Raw genomic sequence first — 18070 nt, forward strand, 5'->3', positions numbered from 1 at the left:
AGTTCGATGCGGGGGCGCCGAAGAAGTTCGTGATCGACCCGCACGGGATGATCAAGCGCTGACCTCCCGGCGCTGACCCTGGACCCCCCGCCGACCGTGGCCGCCCCGGTCGGCGGGGGTTCTCTCGTCCGGGAGGGTTCAGAAGATGTGGTGGGACCAGGGGGCCCGCTCCGTCCGGAACATCGCCTCGGCCCGCTGCACCACCGACCTGTCCCGCGCGGTGATCCGTCCGGCGCGCAGGAGTTCCCGGGGCGATACCCCGCCGAGGTAGAGCGAGCCGAGGTCGGCGACGTCGAGGGTGAGATCGGGTTCGCACCCGGTGGGAGCGCACCGCGCCCTGCCGTCGGTCACGTCCAGCCGGTACCGGGCGGTCTCCCCGAGGAACGGGTCCTCGACCTGCAGGACCAGGTCCCCGTCGGCGGACCAGGCGCGGGCGCCCAGCGCACCGACGACGTCGAGCACGCGCACCCACAGCCAGGCCTCGTCCCCGCTGGAGGCGACGGCGTCGTGGTCGAGGAGCTGCCAGCGCAGGGGGTGGTCGGACGGGGCGTCCTGGAGCACGACCTCCCGGACGAGGTCGTGGCCGAGGACGAACCGGTCGAGCGCCTCGTGCACGCCGTCGTCGGTGCTGATCGTCTCGTCCACGAGCAGCACCCCGTCCTCGAGCCGGTAGCTCACGTACCCGTCGGGTCGGCCGTCGGCGTCGCGGTGCAGCCCGATCCAGCGCGGCTCCCGGGAGACCGGTGGGTGCCCGGCCCCGAGGGCCCACCACCGGTGCGGACGGTCCAGCGCCCCGGTCCGCCGACGCCGGTGCCGGTCGTAGACCTCCTCGAGCGCGGCCACGCAGTCCTGCCGACGGAGGACCTCGATCGACCCGGTCCCGACGGGAACCCCCCGCCGGGTCTCGTCGAAGCCGGCCCGGGCCCGGGGCACGGACAGCCGACGGGTGAAGGTGGCCGGCCCGTAGCCGAAGCGGCGGTAGATCGTCGCCTCCATCGCCAGCAGGACGGCCACGTGCTCACCCCGGGCCCGGAGGTCCGCGAGCTGCCGGCGCACGAGTGCGGTCATGACGCCGCGGCGCCGGTGGGAGGGGACGACGCCGACGTTCGTGACCCCCGTGGTCGGGATCCGGCCGCCGCCCGGGAGGGTCAGTTCGAAGGAGTATCCCGCCGCCGTCCCGACCGCGCGACCGTCCGCGGTCACGGCGAGCAGGTTGCGGTCCATCTCCAACGCCGACCAGAACACCCCGCTGCCGTCCTCGTCGGGCCGGTCGGGGAATCGTCCGAAGGCGGCGTGCAGCGTGGTGACGAAGATGTCGAGGTCGGCGGGGGTGGTGGCGCGGACGGTGACGGGCACGGGACGTCACGCTAGTGATCACCGGTCCCGCCGTCACCGGGGTTTCCCCGCGGCGCAGACTGGTGGGGTGCGCCCGCCCCCGCTCCTCGAACCCGGCCCGGACCTGACGCCGGACCAGGTCCGCCGTTACGCCCGCCAGCTCCGGCTGCCCGAGATCGGGCGCGAGGGGCAACGGCGGTTGCTGGCGGCGCGGGTCCTGGTCGTCGGGGCGGGGGGCCTGGGATCGCCGGTCCTGCAGTACCTCGCCGCGGCCGGCGTCGGAACCCTGGGCGTCGTCGACGACGACGTGGTGGAGGAGTCCAACCTCCAACGACAGGTGGTGCACACCACGGCCGACCTCGGTTCGGCGAAGGCGGGGTCGGCGGCCCGTGCGGTCGCCGCCCTGAACCCGTCGGTCCGGGTCGTGCCGCACCCGTTCCGGTTGGACGGGACGTCGATCGGAGAACTCCTCGCCGCCTACGACCTCGTGGTCGACGGCTCGGACAACTTCGCCACCCGGTTCCTGCTCGACGACCGTTGCCGCGCGGTGGGTCTGCCCCTGGTGTGGGGGGCGGTGCTCGCCGGCGCGGGGCAGGTCTCGCTCGCCTGGGCACCCCACGGGCCGACCTACCGCGACGTGGTTCCCGAACCCCCGCCCCCCGGTTCCGTCCCGGCGTGCAGCGAGGCCGGGGTGCTCGGGCCCACGGTGGCGACGATCGGATCCCTCATGGCCGCCGAGGTCCTCAAGGTGGTCACCGGGTCCGGTGAGCTGCTCCTCGGCCGGGTCCTGGTCCTGGACTCCTTCGCCGCGACCGTGCGCACCCTGACGGTCGGGGTGGACCCGCGGGCGGCGGCGGGGCGCGGCCCCGCGGTGACGGCCGTCCGTCCGGCGACGCCCGAGATCGACGTGGCCGACCTGGGCGGGAACCCCACCCTCGTCGACGTGCGGGACGAGATCGAGGTCGAGGTGGACGGGGAGATCCCGGGCGCGGTCCGGCTGCCGCCGGGCTGGTGGGAGGGCGACCGCGGCGGGTTGCCGCCCGGCCGGCTCGTGCTGGTCTGCTCGGGGGGAGCCCGTTCGGCGGCGCTCTGGGCGGAGCTGGACCCCGCCGACCGCGACCGGACGGCGTCGCTGCGGGGCGGGCTGCGCGCCTGGCGGGCCGCCGGGGGTAGGGCAGGCTGAGGGCATGACGTCGCCCCTCGCCGTGCACCTCGGCCCGCAGACCCCCGATCCCGTCGTCCGCGCCGTGGAGGGAGCCGGTGGCCGCCTCGTCGCGGTGGAGGAGGCCCGTGCGGTCGTCTGGGTCGGTGACGCCGCGAGTTTCACCGAGGCGTTCGGCGAACGGGGAGCAGGGCTGCCCCCGACGGTGGAATGGGTGCAGCTGCCGTCGGCCGGGATCGAGTCGTGGTTCTCGGCCGGGATCGTCGACGAGGATCGGGTGTGGACGTCCGCCGTCGGGGCCTACGGTTCCGCCGTCGCCGAGCACGCGGTCGCGCTCCTGCTGGCCGGTGTCCGCGGCCTCGGCCGGGCCGCCCGGGCGCGCAGCTGGGACAACGGGGCCGCGGCCGAGGGACAGGTCAGCCTGCGGGGGGCGACGGTCGCCGTCCTCGGGGCCGGGGGGATCGGCGCGCTGACCATCCCCGTCCTGAACGCGTTGGGCGCCCGGGTGATCGCGGTGACCCGCAGCGGGCGCGAGGTGCCCGGGGCGGCGGAGTGCCTCCCGGCCGCGGAGACCACGACGATCTTCGAGCGGGCCGACCACGTGATCGTCGCCGCCCCGGCCACGGCCGAGACCGCGGCGCTGGTCGGGGCCGCGGAACTGGCTGCGCTGGGACCGCAGGGGTGGGTGGTCAACATCGCCCGCGGCTCCCTCGTCGACACCGAGGCCCTCGTCGAGGCGTTGCGGGACGGGCGGATCGGGGGAGCCGCGCTCGACGTCACCGATCCCGAACCGCTGCCCGACGGGCACCCGCTCTGGGCGGACCCCCGGGTCATCATCACGCCCCACTCGGCGAACCCGCCGTCCCTGCAGACCCCGGCCCTGGCCGAGCGCATCGGCGAGAACGTGCGTCGGTTCGCGGCGGGCGAGGAACTGCTCGGTCGGGTGGACCCCGGCGCCGGGTACTGATCCCGACCCTTCCGTCCGGTCCCGCGCGGATGCGATCGTCCTCCGCGCGGGGGACGGTGAGGGCGTGCAGACGTTCTTGCCCCACCCCGGATTCGCGCGGTCGGCGGCCGTGCTGGACGGGGCCCGGCTCGGCAAGCAACGGGTCGAGACGCTGCAGATCCTCCGTGCGCTCACGCTGCCCGACTACGGGTGGGCGAACCATCCCGCCGTCCTCATGTGGCGCGGTTTCACCCCTGCCCTGGTGGTCTACGGGCTGGCCTGCGTCGAGGAATGGGTCGCGACCGGTCGGGCGGACAGCACCCGCGAGCTGATCGCGGAGTTCGCCCCCGAGGTCGTCGGCCGGACCCAGGACGACCTGGCCGCGGCGGGGTTGCTCCCGCCCTGGGTGGGGGACGAGCAGGTCCACCGGTCGCACCGCTCGGCGTTGCTGCGCAAGGATCCCGGGTTCTACCACCCGTTGTTCGGCGACGAACCGACCGATCTCGACTACGTCTGGCCGGGCACCGCCACCGCCACCGCCCCCGTCACCGCCACCGCCCAGGGGGAGCCGGCGGGAACCCCGGTCCACGTCGTCCGGCCGCGCCACCCCGGTGCGGTGGCCCAGTTCCTGGCCGCCGGGATCGTCGGGCTCGGCACCGAGAGCGGGATCGACGTGGACGTCCGCGGTGCGGCGCCCGGGTCGACGCTGCGCGACCTGCTCAAGGAGATCGCCGCCGGACGTCGGCCCGGCAAGGATCTCCGGGTCCTGCAGTCCTTCGTCGACGACGTGCGCCCGGGTGACGGGGTGGCGCTGCTCATCGAGGACGACCGGGCCCTGCTGACGGGGACGGTCACCGGGGAGTACGGCTTCGACCCCCGACGCCCGTTCGCCCCGCACGCCCGCACGGTGCGGTGGGGAGGTCGGGCCGAACGCACCGACGTCCGTCCGCCCGCCCTGCTGCAGGATCCCCGCACCCTGTTCACCGTCCACCTGCACCCACCCTCCGCCTGACGTCGGGGGAACGCGAAGGAGGAACCCATGACCGGTCGAGGAACGGTTCACGACACGGCCCTGCTCGACGTCGACGGGACCCTCGTCGACACGAACTACCAGCACGCGCTGGCCTGGTTCCGGGCCTTCCGCCGGGTCGGGGTCACCCGACCGGTCTGGCGCATCCACCGGGCCGTCGGCATGGGCGGGGACCAGCTGGTGGGCGCGGTGGCGGGGGAGGAGGTGGAACGGGAGCACGGCGACACCCTGCGGGACCTCTGGGCCGAGGAGATCGAGAAGCTGCTGCCCGAGGTCCAACCCTTCGAGGGCGCCGCAGAACTCCTCCTGGAACTGCGCCGGCGGGGCTGGCGGGTCGTGCTGGCGTCCTCCGGGCAGGAGTCCCACGTCGAACGGTTCCTGGACCTGCTCGGCGCCCGGGACCTGGTGCAGGCGCGGACCTCCTCGGACGACGCCGACGCGACCAAACCCGCCCCCGACCTGCTGCGTGCCGCGCTGGAACGGGTCGACGGGAAGGGTGGGGTGGTGCTGGGCGACGCCACCTGGGACTGCCTGGCCGCGCAGAACGCGGGGATGCCCTCCGTCGCGGTGCGGACCGGGGGTTTCTCGGTGGAGGAGCTCCGCGACGCGGGCGCCGCCCACGTCGCCGACTCCCTGCCGGAACTGCTCCGCGACCTCGACGACACCCCGCTGCGGGCCCCGACCCCCTGAGCCGCCCCCGCCCCCGCCCAACCTGCCCCACCCCACCCGGACCTGCCCCACCCCACCCCTCCGTGATCAAGGAATCCGGGCAGAGGATTCCTTGATCACGGGGGAAGGGGGAGTGGGGCGAGGGGCGGTCAGCCGATGCGGCCGGTGGCCCAGGTGTAGGTGAGGGAACCGCCGGTGAAGTCCTGCCGGACCCCGCCGGGCACGGCGTACTCCTCGGTCCGCGGGAAGCCGAGGCGTCCGGTCTCCCAACCCTGCGCGGCCCAGGCGTCGCGGATCGCGCCCCGGACGATGCGGGCCCCGCCCGCGGGCGACCAGTAGACGGAACCGCCCTGGAAGTGGGTGAAGGCCCCGCCCCGGACGACGACCTCGCTGGTCGTCGGGAACCCGAGGACGCCCGTCTCCCACCCGGACGCCGCGTACCGGTCGAGGATCGCCCCACGCACGGCCTGCGCCCCGGTCGCGCCGGAGAAGTAGACCAACCCGCCCGCGAAACCCTGCACGAGCCCGCCGCGCACGGCCCGCTCCTCCCCGGTCGGGAAACCGAGCCAGCCGCGCTCCCAGCCGAGGAAACCCCACCGGTTGCGGATCGCGCCCTTCACGATCTGGGCCCCGCCGGTCGGGCTCCAGTAGATCGACCCGTTCTCGAACGTCGTGAACGCCCCGCCCCGCAGGGGGATCTCCGAGGAGGTCGGCCAACCCAGCGACGAGGTGGTCCCGCCCGCGGCCCGGTAACGGGCCAGGATCGCCCCCCGCACGTTGACCGTGCGGCCGGCCCGGGTGAAGTCGACGCTGCCGTCGGCCCGGGTGATCTGCGTGCTGGCCGCGGTGGCCGCGCTCGCGGCGGCCACGGTGGCGCCCACGTCGAGCAGACCCGCGCCGTAACCCACCGGCCAGTTCGGCTGCCGGGCGGCGTTCGAGGTGATCCAGGTCGCGACCTGGTCGGGGGTGGACCGGGGGGCGACCGCGCGGGCCAGGGCGGCCGCGGCCGAGACCATCGGGGCGGAGAACGAGGTGCCGTCGGCCAGGGCGTAGCCGTACCGGCCGTCCATCAGGGGTTCCCCGACGACCACGGAGGTGCCGGGGGCCGAGAGGTCGACCGCGGAGTTGTGCTCGGCCCAGACCGGGACCCCGTCGCGGTCGCCCGCGGAGACCGAGATGACACCGGGGTAGCTCGCCGGGTAGGCGACGAAGTTGCCGCACATGTTCTGGTCGGGCGCGGTCCGGCAGTCTTCGCCGGCGTTGCCGGCCGAGGCGACGATCACGGCGCCCTTGCGGTTCGCGTAGGCGACCGCCTCCTGGACGACGCGGCTCGTGGTGGGCCCGCCGAGAGAGAGGTTGACGACGGAGGCGCCCTGGTCGGCCGCCCACACGATGCCGTTGGCGATGGCGCCGCTGGAGCACTCCTCGGAACCGCAGACACGGACCGGCAGCACGGTCACCGCGGGGGAGACCCCGGCCGCGCCGACGCCGTTGTCGTAACCCCCGGCGAGCACGGTCGCGACCATGGTCCCGTGCTCGCCGATGTCGGAGGCCGGGCCGTCGGCGAAGTTGGCCCCGGCCAGCACCCGCCCGCGCAGGTCGGGCTGGGTCGCGTCGACGCCGGAGTCGAGGACCGCGACGACGACGCCGCGCCCCTGGGTGGTGCCCCAGGCCTGGGGGGCGCGCACGGTCTGCAGGTGGGTCGCGCGGGCGAGGAGCGGGTCGACCGCACTCAGCCGGTAGGTGGTGGCGACGTCGGCGGCGACCCCGCGCGACTGCAGGGAGTCGACCAGGCGGTCGGCCGCGGCCTCGCCCGTGACGGTCACGGTGCTGATCCGCGGGGTCCCGGAGTCGGTGCGCAGGACGTCGACGGCGACCGGCTCGAGAGCGTGGGCGGGCAGCGCGCCCACCGTGGCCAGCAGCGCGGCGCCGAGGGTGAGCCCGCCGAGACCGACCCGGCCGCGGCGGCCGGCCCCTCGGACCCGGGCCCCGCCGCGGGTGCCGCCCCGGTCCTGCCGTTCCGCTCGCATCACGTGGCTCCTCGTTCGCGCGCCCTGCGCGGTGGATCGCGGGGGACCCGCCTCGTCCTGGTGGTGCGGGCCGGGAGAGGGTCGTCCGGGTCCGCGCTGCGGTCAACCCCGCTTTCCCACATTAGGTCATGGCGATTCACGATGAGTGATGTCTCCACCGGTTGGCGCAAGCCCGTCGGTCGTCCGGGGGACGGACGCCCCAGACCGTCCAGTCACCCGCCCGGCGTGCCGAAGATCCGGCCATGACCTCGACCGCGCCCGGAGCCGCCCCGGTGGCCGCCGGACGCGTGACCCCGCGCTGGTGGCGGTGCGTCGTCGTCCTCACGCTCCCGGCCGTGGTCGCGACGATCGCCGGGCCGGGTTCACCCGTCGCCCCCGTCGCCTACGTCGTGACGGTCCTGGCCAGCGCCCTGGTCATCACCGCCGTCGTCATCCGGCTCCCCGCCGGCCGCCGGGCAGCCTGGGGGTGGATCGCCGGGGCGCAGTGGCTGTGGGCGGCCGGCGACGTCCTCTCCCTGGCGCCCGTGCTGACCGGTCAGGTCGTCACCGAGTCCCTGACCACCGCCGCCTACCTGCTCGGCTACCTGCCGGCGGTGACCGGGGTGGTGCTCTGGACCCGCTCCGTCCGGGCCTCGTCCGGGCCGGTCGGCGGGGACCGTCCGGACCGTGCGGAGCGGCTGAAGGTGCTCGAGGCCGCGATCCTGGCGATCAGTCTCACGGCCCTCGTGGTCGTCTTCGTGATCATCCCGGTGCTCACCCGGCACGCCGCGGCCGGAGCGCCGCTGTCCGACATGGCCTACCCGCTGGTGGACGTGGTGCTCATCTTCGTCCTGGCCCGGTCGTGGTCGCCGGGTCGCGCCCGGCCCCCGGCCTTCGCGCCGCTGGCCCTCGCGATCGCGGCCACCGTGACCGCGGACCTCATCTGGTCGGTGGCGCGCATCGAGGGTGCGGTCGACGTGACCCGGCTGACGAACGGGTTGTGGCTCGCCTGCGACGTGCTCCTGGCGGTCGCCGCCCTGCGGGCGCGGGAACCGGTCCGACCCGCGGGGGAGCGCACCGGAGCCGGGACGTCCTGGTCGGTCACGGTGCTCGCCGCCGCCCTGCCCGGACTGGCGCTGACCGTGGGCGCCGGTGGCCTCTCGGTCGGCCAGGTCCGCTGGCTCGCGCTGGGCTCGACGGTCGGGGTCGTCGCCGTCGTGGTCCGTCTCGCCGCGGCCGGCGCGGAACTGCGTCGGCGCAGCGAGCAGCTGGCCGAGCTGGCCCGGACCGACGTCCTCACCTCGCTGCCGAACCGACGCACGTGGGACGAGCACGTCGCGCGCGTCCGGGCGACCGACCCCGGCGATCCCTCCGACCCGTCCGGCCGGGACCGGGTGCGGCACGTCGCCCTCCTCGACCTCGACCGGTTCAAGGCGTTCAACGACACCCACGGTCACCAGGCCGGTGACGAGCTGCTGCGCGACTGCGCGGCCCGGTGGACGGCGGCGCTGCCTGCGGGTGCCCTCCTCGTGCGCTGGGGCGGTGAGGAGTTCGCGCTGCTGCTGGACGGGCTCGCCGACGACTCCGCCCGGGCGGAGGTCGAGGGCCTGCGGGCCGTCACCCCGGCCGGGCAGACCGTCTCGGCCGGGCTGGTCCGCTGGCTCGCGGGTGAGGACGTCGCCGCGGTGCTGCGCCGCGCCGACGCCCAGCTCTACCGGGCCAAGGCGGAGGGCCGCGACCGGTGCTGCGGCGTGGGTGAGCCCACGGCCCCACCCCGGGGTGCGCTCCCGGGCCCTCGCCGAGCACGGGTCGAGGCCCGCCGGCGCTGATCCTCGCGGCCCCTCAGAGCGTCAGGCTGGGGTGCAGCCGGGCCGGGGTCCAGGTCCGGCGCCGGGCCGCGGCCAGGACCGAGACCGCCAGGGCCAGCAGCCCGAAGCCCGCCAGGGCCGCCGCGTCGGTCCAGACCGCGGCCGCCGACCCGCCGGCCACGAGGTGCCGGATCCCGTCCACGCCGTAGGTCATCGGCAGCCAGGGGTGCAGCGCGGCGAAGAACCCGGGCGAGGTCTGCACGGGGTAGGTCCCACCGGCCGAGGTCAGCTGCAGCACCAGCAGGACGAGGGCGAGCAACCGCCCCACGCCGCCGAGCAGGGCGTTGAGGCACTGGTGGATCGCGGTGAAGACCAGCGCGACCAGCACGCTGAACGCGAGCGCCCCGGGCAGGTTCGGCGCGGCGATGCCGACCGCGAGGTGCAGGACCAGGCCCAGGACGAGGGCCTGGCCCACCGCCAGCACGGCACCGGGCAGCCACCCGGCCAGGGCCGCCCGCCACGGGGCGACGGTCGAGGCCAGCGCCCGCGGGGACATCGCCCGCAGCACCATGTAGGTGACCATCCCGCCGACCCACAGGGCGACGCAGACGAACAACGGCGCCAGGCCGTCGCTGTAGCGGGCCACCTCGTGCTCACGGACCCGGTCGGTGCTGACCGGGGTCGCGACCGTGGCCGCCCGCTGCTCGCGCAGGCCCGCGTCGTCGTCGGGCACCTCGGCCTGGCCCCCGGCCAGGGACGAGCGCAGCTCCTCGGCCCCCGACCGCAGCCGCTCGGTCCCGCCGGCGAGGTCCTGCGCCCCGGTCTGCAACCGGCCCGCCCCCGCCTGCAGCTCCCCGGCGCCGGCGGCCAGCGAGGCGTCACCGCTCGCGAGGGAGCGGGCCCCGTCGGTGGCCTGCGCGATCCCGGTGGTCAGGGCCGGGGCGCGCTCGGCGACCGCGGCCGTCCCGTCGGCGACCTGCCCGGCACCGCCGGAGAGCTGTCCGGCCCCCTCGACCAGCGCGGTGAGCTGCTGCTGGAGCTGCGGGTCGGGCACCGCGGCCAGCGCCTGCTGCAGCTGCCGCGTCCCCGCCTCCAGCCGGCGGGCCCCGTCGGCGACCCCGGCCGCCCCCTGGGCCAACCGGGAGGAGTCGCCCGGCAGCGACGCGGTCGCTCCCTGCAGCTCGGCGAGACCGTCGGCGAGACGGTCCGCGCCCGCCTGCGCCTGCCCCGCCCCGTCGGCCAGACGCCCGGCCCCCGTCGCGAGGTCGCCGGCACCGGCGGCGAGCGAGTCCGCCCCCGTGGTCGCCTCCGCGGCCCCGTCGCGCAGCCGGGCGGCCCCGTCGGCGGCCTGGCCCAGGGACGTGTGCACCGACCCGAAGGCCAGGGAGACCTGCTCGGCGTAGTTCTGGTTCGCGTTCGCCGACAGCGACCGGGTGAGACCGGCCCCGACCGAGTTCGCGATGGTTCCCGCGATGTAGTTCTCCGCGTCGTCGGTCGTGAGGGTCAGCTGCCCGCTGCGCGGGTCGTCCCCGCCGACCGAGCCGAGGGCGGCGGAGAAACCCCGGGGGATGGTCAGGACCGCGGCGAAACGCCCGTCTCGCAACCCGTCGGCGGCCTCCGCGGCGCTCGCGGACTCCCAGCCGAAACTCGTCGTGGAGCTCTCCAGGGTGCGGACGAGGTCCGCCCCGGCCGACACCGTCCGCTCACCCGTGCTGCCGTCCTCGGCGCGGGTGCTCACCCGGACGGGGACGTCCTGGTCGACCACCGCGGCGGGGAGGTCGGACAGGCGGTGGGTGGGGTCGAGGTTCGCGGTCAGGTAGAGCCCGCCGTAGATCAGCGGCACGACGAGCACCGCCACGAGCGCGAGACGGGTCAGCAGGGCGCGCCGGAACCGGGCCAGTTCCAGGCCGGGCAGGGAGAAGATCGGCATCAACGGTCCTCGGGGTGACGGGGCCGGAGGTGGCGGGGGCCGGCGGTGGTGGGGGTGATCGCGCACACGGTGCGGGCCACGTCGTCGGGGAGGTCGTCGACGGAGGTGGCGGCCGCGAGGACCGTCACCCCGGACGGTCCGGTCAGGACCGCCAGGGCGCGCCAGGCGAGCGCCCGGTCCTCGGTGCGGCGCAACGCGTCGACGTCGTCGACCACGAGCAGCCGCGGCCGACCCACCAGCGCGAGGACGACCCCGAGGACCATGCGCTCCAGCGGGTCGATGTCGGAGACGAAGGCCTGCGGTCGCAGCGGCGGCAGGTCGGCGAGCGGGGTCCGGTCGACCTGGGCGGCGGTGAGGACGGCGGCGACCCGGTCGAGCTGGGCCGCGACGGCGGCGCGCGTCGCCCACGGTTTCCACCAGGGCCGGTGCAGGACCAGACGTTCGGCCACGTGCTGCTCGACGGTCAGGGCGTCGTCCAGCTCGTTGACCCCGCGGACCTCGGCCAGGGCCGCCTGGCGGCGGACGGCGCCCGCCCCGCGGGGGAGGTCGTGGCCGAGCACCGTGAGGGTGCCGCCGGTCGGCCGCATCCGACCGGCCGCGGCGAGCAGCAGCGAGGTGCGTCCCGACCCGGCCGGTCCCACGACCACCCCGAGACCGCCGGCGGGCAGGTCGAGGTCGACCGGTTCGGCCCGCACGCCGGGCAGGGTGAGGCGGTGCGCCAGCACGGCCCGCTCCGGCTCGGCGGGGGCCTCCGGTCCGGGGCTGGTGCCCTCTGGGGTCTCGGCGCTCACGAGCGGGTCTCCTCGGGACGGTCGGCGGCGGGTTCGGTGAGGCCCAGCACGAGGGCCACGAGGACCCGGTGGTCGCGGTCGGGGGCGCCGGCGACGCGGTCGACGGCCACGTGCTCGTGCGCGGCCAGCAGCAACCCCGCGAGGTCCTCGGGGGCGACGAGGGGGCGGCGCCCGGCGCGCAGCAGGGCGTCGCGCAGCACCGGGCCGAGCCGGTCGCGCAGGACGGCGCGCTGCGTGGTCAGCAGGGTCGCGGCCTCCGGCCGGCGCAGGGCCTGGGCGGTGAGGTCGGCCCGCACCACGTGCCAGCGCCGGTCGTCGGGCAGCAGGGCGAGCACCTCGGCGACGACCTCGCCGACGTCGGTCCGGCCCGAGCCGAGGACCCGCTGCAACCCCTCCTCGAGCTGCTGCAGGACCAGGTCGGACTGGCGCCGGTAGACCCCGGCCACGAGGTCGTCGAGGTCGGCGAAGTTGGAGTAGAAGGCGCCACGGGTGAAACCGGCGCGTTCGCAGACGGCCTCGACGCTCGTCCGTGCGGGCCCGACCTCGGCCAGGACGTCGAGGGCGGCGACGAGCAACCGCTCCCGGGTGGCGGCCCGTCGGGGGGTGAGGGCGGTGGTCACGCGACAACGATACATTCCGTATCGGATGCAGTCTGCATCGCGAATGTCGCAATTCGGTCTCTCTCCGCGATCCGTTGGCCCCGGAGGGTGCTGGTGCGGTTGGCTACCCCCACACGGGGGTTCGAGGGGGGACTGTGAGTCAGCACGACCGGCCGGCGGGGCAGGACGACCGGAGCACGACGGCAGCGCGGGGGCCGCGGCCCTGGTACCGACGCCCGCTGTTCTGGGGGATCGCGGGCGGAGTGGTCCTGGCCGGGGGGTACGGCACGGCGGCCCTGGCCCTGGGGGGCACCGCCCCGCGCGGCACGACCGTCCTGGGGACCGCCGTCGGCGGCATGGACGCCGGGGAGGTCCGCTCGGCCCTGGCCGGCCCCGCGCGCGCGGCCGACGAGCAGCCCCTCGCCGTCGAGGTCTCCGGCAACGGGGCCGCGTTCGCCGGGCCGGTCGCGCCCGCCGAGGCGGGGCTCGGGGTGGACGTCGCGGCGACCGCGTCCGAGCTCACCGGGCCGGCCTGGGCCCCGGTCGAGATCTGGCGGCACCTGACGGGCGGGGGGGAGCGACGTCCGGTCGTCAGCTCCGACCGCGCGCAGCTCACCGCGGCCCTCGCCCCGGTCTCCGAGGCCGTGGACGCCCCCGTCGTCGAGGGGGCGGTCACCTTCGCGGTCCAGGACCCGACGGTTCCCGGGGGGCCGGCGACCGTACGGCCCGAGGTGCAGGACCCCTCGGCCGGTCGCTCCTTCGACGTCGGGGCGGCCGCGAGCGCCATCGCCGCCGCCTGGCCCGGCACCGACCGCTTCACCTTCTCCACCGCCGTCGTCGAGCCCACCGTGGACCGGGCCGGGCTCGAGGCGGCGGTCACGAGCCTGGCGACACCGGCCGTCGCCGCCGACCTCACCGTCGTCGCGGGCGACCGGCAGGCCGTGCTCCCCCCGGCGGCGTTCGCCCCGGCGCTCGCGGTACGACCGGTCGACGGCGAGGCGCGGCTCGTCGCCGACGGGACGGCCCTGCAGGCGGCGGTCCGGGCGGCCGCCCCCGAGTTCGAGACCCCCGCCCGCGACGCGGGGATCGAGATCCGCGACGGCGCGCCCGTGGTCGTCCCCGCCGTCGCCGGGGTGGGCGTACCGCCCGAGGACCTCGCCGCCGCGGTCGTGGACGCGCTGACCCCCGGGGGCAGCTCGCCGGGCGGAACCTCCTCCGCCACCCCGAGCAGCACCGCGAGCGGCACCCCGAGCAGCACCCCGTCGGGGTCGGCCGCCCCGACCACCGCCGCCGCCACCGACGGCGCGGACCCGACGGCAGAACCCACCCGTCGGGCCGTGGTGACCCCGGTGCAGACGCAGCCGTCGCTCACGACCGAGGCCGTCGAGGACCTGCGGATCGTCGAGCGCATGTCCACGTTCTCGACGACGCTGACGGCGAACCAGGCCCGGACCGCCAACATCCGCCGGGCCGCGGCCGCGGTGAACGGCACGATCCTGCGTCCGGACCAGGAGTTCTCGATGAACGACACCGTCGGGGAGCGCACCCCCGAACGCGGGTACAACCGGGCCGGGGTGATCAGCGACGGCCGGCTCGTGGACGACTACGGCGGCGGGGTCTCGCAGTTGTCGACGACCCTCTTCAACGCGGTGTTCTTCGCCGGTCTGGACGAGCTGGAGCACAAACCCCACTCGTTCTACATCTCCCGTTACCCCGAGGGCCGGGAGGCGACGATCGACTGGCGCAGCATCGACAACCGGTTCCGCAACGACTCCGGCCACGGGGTCTACGTCGAGGCCGGCATCACCGGGAACCAGGTGACGGTGTCGTTGTACGGCACGCGGTTCATGGACGTCCGGGCCGAGAAGTCGGCCCGGCGGGCGATCACCTCCCCGCGCACCATCTACGACACGTCCGCGGGGTGCTCGTCGCAGTCGCCGAACTCCGGGTTCACCGTGGACGTGACCCGCGTCATGACGCCGCTGGCGGGTGGCCCGGAGCAGCGCGAGACCTGGACGACGCGGTACAACCCGCAGAACCGGATCGTCTGCGGGCCGGACCCGGCGACGGTCCGGCCCACCCCGACCCCGACCCCGAGCGCGTCGACCCCCGCGCCGGCGCCCACCCCGGAAGGATGAGCCGGTGCCCGAGCTGCACCTGACCGACGACGACGCGGCCGACGCGCTGCTCTCGCGCGATCCGCTGGCCCTGCTCGTGGGCATGCTGCTGGACCAGCAGGTGCCGATGGAGCGGGCCTTCGCCGCCCCGCGGGTGCTGGCCGAACGGATGGGCGTCGAGTCGTTGTCGGCGGCGGGCATCGCCGCCACCGACCCCGACGACCTCCTCGCCCTGTTCAAGGGACCGCCTGCGCTGCACCGCTACCCGGGCTCGATGGCCCAGCGGGCGCAGCAGTTGTGCGCGGCCCTCGTCGCGGACTGGGGCGGGGACCCGACGACGCTCTGGTCCGACGGGGCCGACGGCCGCACCGTGCTGAAGCGGCTCAACTCCCTGCCCGGTTTCGGGGCGCAGAAGGCCCGCATCTTCCTGGCCCTGCTGGGCAAGCAGTACGGGGTGCGGCCGGAGGGCTGGCGGGAGGCCGCGGGGGAGTACGGCGAGGAGGGGTCGCGCCGGTCGGTCGCCGACATCGTCGACCCGACCTCGCTGGCCGAGGTGCGGGCGACCAAGCAGGAGATCAAGCGCGCGGCCAAGGCCGCCCGCGGCTGACCGCTGCCGGCTGCGGAGGACCGTCTTCAGGCGACCCCTGGTTCCCCGCTGGCCGCGAACCGGGAGTCGGGGTCCAGGCGGGTCAGCAGCCGGGCCCCGAGGACCTCCAGCGTCGCCACCTCCTCGGGTTGCAGCACGTCGAAGATCAGCTGCCGCACCTGTTCGACGTGCCCCGGTGCGGTCCGGACGAGTTTCTCCATGCCCGGCTCGGTGAGCACGGCGAACAGGCCGCGACCGTCCTGGGGGTCGCGTTCCCGGCGCACCCACCCGCGTTCCTCGAGCTTGCGGACGACGTGGGACATCCGGGGGGCCGAGGAGTTGGTGCGGCTGGCGACGTCGCTCATGCGCAACCGGTGCTGCGGGTCCTGCGACAGCATCGCCAGCACCATGTAGCCCGCGTGGGTGAGGTCGGCGTCACGCTGCAGCTGCTGGTCCAGCGCGGCCGGCAGCAGGGTCGTCAGGGCCACGAGTTTCAGCCAGGCCCGCTGCTGGTCGTCGTCGAGCCAGCGGGGTTCGTCCATCCCGACACTCTAGAGTCGCGCCGAGGTACTTGCAGCTACAAGTATGTGCGCGTACCGTCGATCCGTGACCACCGCCGCGCCCCCCGTCCGGATGCCCGCCCTGTACATCGGGCACGGGGCCCCGCCCCTGCTGGACGACGCGCTGTGGAGCGGGCAGCTGGCGGCCCTGGCGGCCGGGCTGCCCCGTCCGACCGCGGTGCTCGTCGTCTCCGCGCACTGGGAGTCGGCGCCGCTGAGCCTGACCGCGACCGCGGCCGGGACCCCGCTGGTCTACGACTTCTCGGGGTTCGACCCCAGGTACTCCCGGATGACCTACCGCAGCCCGGACGCCTCGGCCCTGGCCGCCAAGGTCACCGCGCTCATGCCCGCGACGCAGTCCGTGCACACCCACACCTCCCGGGGCTTGGACCATGGCGCCTGGGTCCCGATGCGGGTCATGTACCCCGAGGCGGACGTCCCGGTGCTGCAGCTGTCGATCCCCACCCACGACCCGCAGACGCTGCTGGAGCTCGGGCGCCGGTTGCGGCCGCTGCGCGAGGAAGGGGTCCTGGTCGTGGGGTCCGGGTTCCTCACCCACGGCCTGCGCTTCCTGCGGGACTGGAGCATCGACGCCACCCCGCCAGGCTGGTCGGTCGAGTTCGACGCCTGGGCGGCCGAGGCGCTGGCCCGGGGCGACGTCGACGAGCTGGCCGCCTTCGTCGACCGGGCCCCCGGCATGCCCTACGCCCATCCGACGGTCGAGCACTTCTCGCCGCTGTTCGTGACCCTCGGTCTCGCCGACGACCCCGGCCGCCCCACGGAGGCCGTGATCGACGGGTTCTGGCTGGGTCTGGCCAAGCGCTCTTTCGCCGTCTCATAAACACGCACCGTGATCATGTTCTAACCTGAAGTACATGCACCCCTCGCGGGTCCTGGAACGCCACCTGTCGGTGTGGCTGGACCTGGTCGCCCCGCTGCTGGTCGTCGGCCCCGACGACGTCGTCCGCGACGCCAACGCCCCGGGGGCGGACCTGCTCGGCCGCGAGACGGGGTCGCTGGTCGGGTCGTCCCTCCCGCAGCTCGTTCCGGGCATCACGGGGACCACGGGGGAGGGACTCGCCACCGTCCTCGTCCAGGCCCGGCGGGCGGCCGAGGACGTCGCGTGGGACGGCTCGCTCGCGGACGGTCGACGGCTGCGGCTGCACCTGCGTCCCGCCGGTGAGGACCTGCTCGTGCTGCTGCGCGACGTGACCGACGAGGGTGCCGTCGAGCGGCAGCGGGACGCCGCGCTCGACGCCGCCCGCGCCGACGCCGTCCGGACCGAGCACCTGCTGCGCCTGTCCGAGGTGCTGGCCGCGACCTCGACGGTCGACGACGTCGTGCGCGCCGTCGTCCGGGCCGCCGAGGAGAGTTTCGGCTCCTCGGCCGCGGTCACCCTGGTCGACCGGGCCGCGGGGGTGCTGCGGACCCCGCGGCTGGAGCACATCTCGGCCGGCAGCGTCACCCGCTGGGCGACCGTGCCCCTCGACGAACCGGGGCCGGGCACCGAGGTCGTGCACAGCCGCCGCCCGTTGTTCCTCGACCGGGCCGAGCTCACCCGGCGCTGGCCCGCCCTCGACGCGCGTTTCCGGATGGTGGCGGCCACCGCGGTCCTGCCGCTCACGGACGCCGCCGGCACCGTGACCGGGCTCCTCACCCTGATCTGGACCCGCCACCACGACTGCGACGGCGCCGAGCGCGACCTGCTGCGCGCCTTCGCCCGTTACACCGCACAGGCCCTCGGCCACGCGACCGTGCTGGCCGAGCGCACGTCCGAGGCCCGGCTGCTGCAGCAGGCCGTGCAGACGCGGTCGCTGCCGGTCGAGCCCGGGCTGGCCCTCGCCGCCCGCTACGTCCCGGCCCGCACCGACCGTCACGTCGGCGGCGACTGGTACGACGCCGTCCGCCTCGGTCCCGGTCGGATCATGCTGGTCATGGGCGACGTGACCGGTCACGACGTGGCCGCCACCGCCGCCATGGGGCAGGCCCGGACCGCGCTGCGCGCCCTGGCCGTGACCGGTGCCGCCGACCCCGCCGGCCTGCTGCGCGGGCTGGACGCCGTGCTCGGCAGCCTGGACTCCCCGCTGCCGGCGACCGCCGTCGTCCTCGTCCTCGACCTCGCCGTCGGTCGGCTCTGCTGGAGCAACGCGGGGCACCCGCCCCCCCTGCTCGTCGCCCCCGACGGGGGGGTGCGCCGGCTGGAGGCCGCCGCCGAGCTCATGCTGGGCGTGGACTCGGGGACGGTCCGCACCACGCGCACCGAACCCCTCGTCGCCGGGTCCGTCCTCGTCCTCTACACCGACGGGCTCATCGAGGACCGCGTCAACGACCTCGACACCGGCATCGACCGGCTGGCGCAGACCGCGCCGCTGCTGCTGGACGCCCCGGTCGACGCGCTCACCCCCGCCCTGGACGAGCTGGTCGTCCGCGTCGGTGCCGGCGGCGGTGACGACGTCGCCGTCCTCGTGGCCCGGCTGGACCGGTGGGCGGACCCGGGCCCCGTCCTTTCGTAAGCTCCCCTGCGTGAG

Annotated in this window: 15 protein-coding genes; 9 read left to right on the top strand and 6 right to left on the bottom strand. The window is 75.7% G+C overall.

Going from position 1 to position 18070, the window contains the following annotated elements; translation table 11 throughout:
- Positions 1-138 precede the first annotated feature (138 nt).
- Entirely contained in the window at positions 139-1356 is a 1218-nt protein-coding gene (locus ACFFKU_RS13620) for a GNAT family N-acetyltransferase (protein WP_380138733.1), read from the bottom strand.
- Between the two features lie 67 nt (positions 1357-1423).
- Between ACFFKU_RS13620 and ACFFKU_RS13625 the strand changes: the two genes are divergently transcribed.
- The 4 genes from ACFFKU_RS13625 (at position 1424) to ACFFKU_RS13640 (ending at position 5163) form a co-directional block, all read left to right on the top strand.
- A complete protein-coding gene (locus ACFFKU_RS13625; RefSeq protein ID WP_380138734.1) occupies positions 1424-2518 on the top strand; it encodes a ThiF family adenylyltransferase in 1095 nt (364 codons plus the stop codon).
- A gap of 4 nt (positions 2519-2522) precedes the next feature.
- Complete coding sequence (locus tag ACFFKU_RS13630; RefSeq protein ID WP_380138735.1) at positions 2523-3464, top strand: D-isomer specific 2-hydroxyacid dehydrogenase family protein; 942 nt, start codon at positions 2523-2525, stop codon at positions 3462-3464.
- 64 nt (positions 3465-3528) lie between these two features.
- On the top strand, positions 3529-4455 hold the full coding sequence (locus ACFFKU_RS13635) for an MSMEG_6728 family protein (protein WP_380138737.1): 927 nt from the start codon (positions 3529-3531) through the stop codon (positions 4453-4455).
- 27 nt (positions 4456-4482) lie between these two features.
- Positions 4483-5163 carry an HAD family hydrolase gene (locus ACFFKU_RS13640; protein WP_380138739.1) on the top strand — a complete coding sequence of 227 codons (681 nt, stop codon included), beginning with the start codon at positions 4483-4485 and terminating at the stop codon, positions 5161-5163.
- 128 nt (positions 5164-5291) lie between these two features.
- On the opposite strand, the gene ACFFKU_RS13645 is transcribed toward ACFFKU_RS13640, so the two are convergent.
- Positions 5292-7172 (bottom strand): S8 family serine peptidase, encoded by a 1881-nt coding sequence (locus tag ACFFKU_RS13645; protein ID WP_380138741.1) that lies wholly within the window; start codon positions 7170-7172, stop codon positions 5292-5294.
- Positions 7173-7414: 242 nt separating this feature from the next.
- Between ACFFKU_RS13645 and ACFFKU_RS13650 the strand changes: the two genes are divergently transcribed.
- Positions 7415-8980, top strand: coding sequence for a GGDEF domain-containing protein (locus tag ACFFKU_RS13650; RefSeq protein ID WP_380138743.1), 1566 nt, complete (start codon positions 7415-7417; stop codon positions 8978-8980).
- A gap of 13 nt (positions 8981-8993) precedes the next feature.
- Here ACFFKU_RS13650 and ACFFKU_RS13655 read toward each other — a convergent pair whose 3' ends face one another.
- The 3 genes from ACFFKU_RS13655 to ACFFKU_RS13665 are packed head-to-tail and all read right to left on the bottom strand — an operon-like array spanning position 8994 to position 12300.
- Entirely contained in the window at positions 8994-10889 is a 1896-nt protein-coding gene (locus ACFFKU_RS13655) for a YhgE/Pip family protein (protein ID WP_380138745.1), read from the bottom strand.
- Positions 10889-11680 (bottom strand): ATP-binding cassette domain-containing protein, encoded by a 792-nt coding sequence (locus tag ACFFKU_RS13660; RefSeq protein ID WP_380138747.1) that lies wholly within the window; start codon positions 11678-11680, stop codon positions 10889-10891. The genes ACFFKU_RS13655 and ACFFKU_RS13660 overlap by 1 nt, the downstream gene beginning before the upstream one ends.
- Positions 11677-12300, bottom strand: coding sequence for a TetR/AcrR family transcriptional regulator (locus ACFFKU_RS13665; RefSeq protein ID WP_380138748.1), 624 nt, complete (start codon positions 12298-12300; stop codon positions 11677-11679). Before ACFFKU_RS13665 ends, ACFFKU_RS13660 begins: the two co-directional genes overlap by 4 nt.
- A 134-nt stretch (positions 12301-12434) precedes the next feature.
- Here ACFFKU_RS13665 and ACFFKU_RS13670 point away from each other — a divergent pair, with 134 nt between their 5' ends.
- A complete protein-coding gene (locus ACFFKU_RS13670; RefSeq protein ID WP_380138750.1) occupies positions 12435-14417 on the top strand; it encodes a VanW family protein in 1983 nt (660 codons plus the stop codon).
- Positions 14418-14421: 4 nt separating this feature from the next.
- Positions 14422-15003 (top strand): HhH-GPD-type base excision DNA repair protein, encoded by a 582-nt coding sequence (locus tag ACFFKU_RS13675; RefSeq protein WP_380138752.1) that lies wholly within the window; start codon positions 14422-14424, stop codon positions 15001-15003.
- A gap of 26 nt (positions 15004-15029) precedes the next feature.
- On the opposite strand, the gene ACFFKU_RS13680 is transcribed toward ACFFKU_RS13675, so the two are convergent.
- Positions 15030-15524, bottom strand: coding sequence for a MarR family winged helix-turn-helix transcriptional regulator (locus tag ACFFKU_RS13680; RefSeq protein WP_380138754.1), 495 nt, complete (start codon positions 15522-15524; stop codon positions 15030-15032).
- A gap of 43 nt (positions 15525-15567) precedes the next feature.
- On the opposite strand from ACFFKU_RS13680, the gene ACFFKU_RS13685 reads away from it, so the two are divergent.
- A complete protein-coding gene (locus ACFFKU_RS13685) occupies positions 15568-16383 on the top strand; it encodes a dioxygenase family protein (RefSeq protein ID WP_380138756.1) in 816 nt (271 codons plus the stop codon).
- A gap of 34 nt (positions 16384-16417) precedes the next feature.
- Entirely contained in the window at positions 16418-18055 is a 1638-nt protein-coding gene (locus tag ACFFKU_RS13690; protein WP_380138758.1) for a SpoIIE family protein phosphatase, read from the top strand.
- The last annotated feature ends 15 nt before the right edge of the window (positions 18056-18070 follow it).

Source organism: Kineococcus gynurae (genome assembly GCF_042433995.1).
GTDB lineage: Bacteria > Actinomycetota > Actinomycetes > Actinomycetales > Kineococcaceae > Kineococcus > Kineococcus gynurae.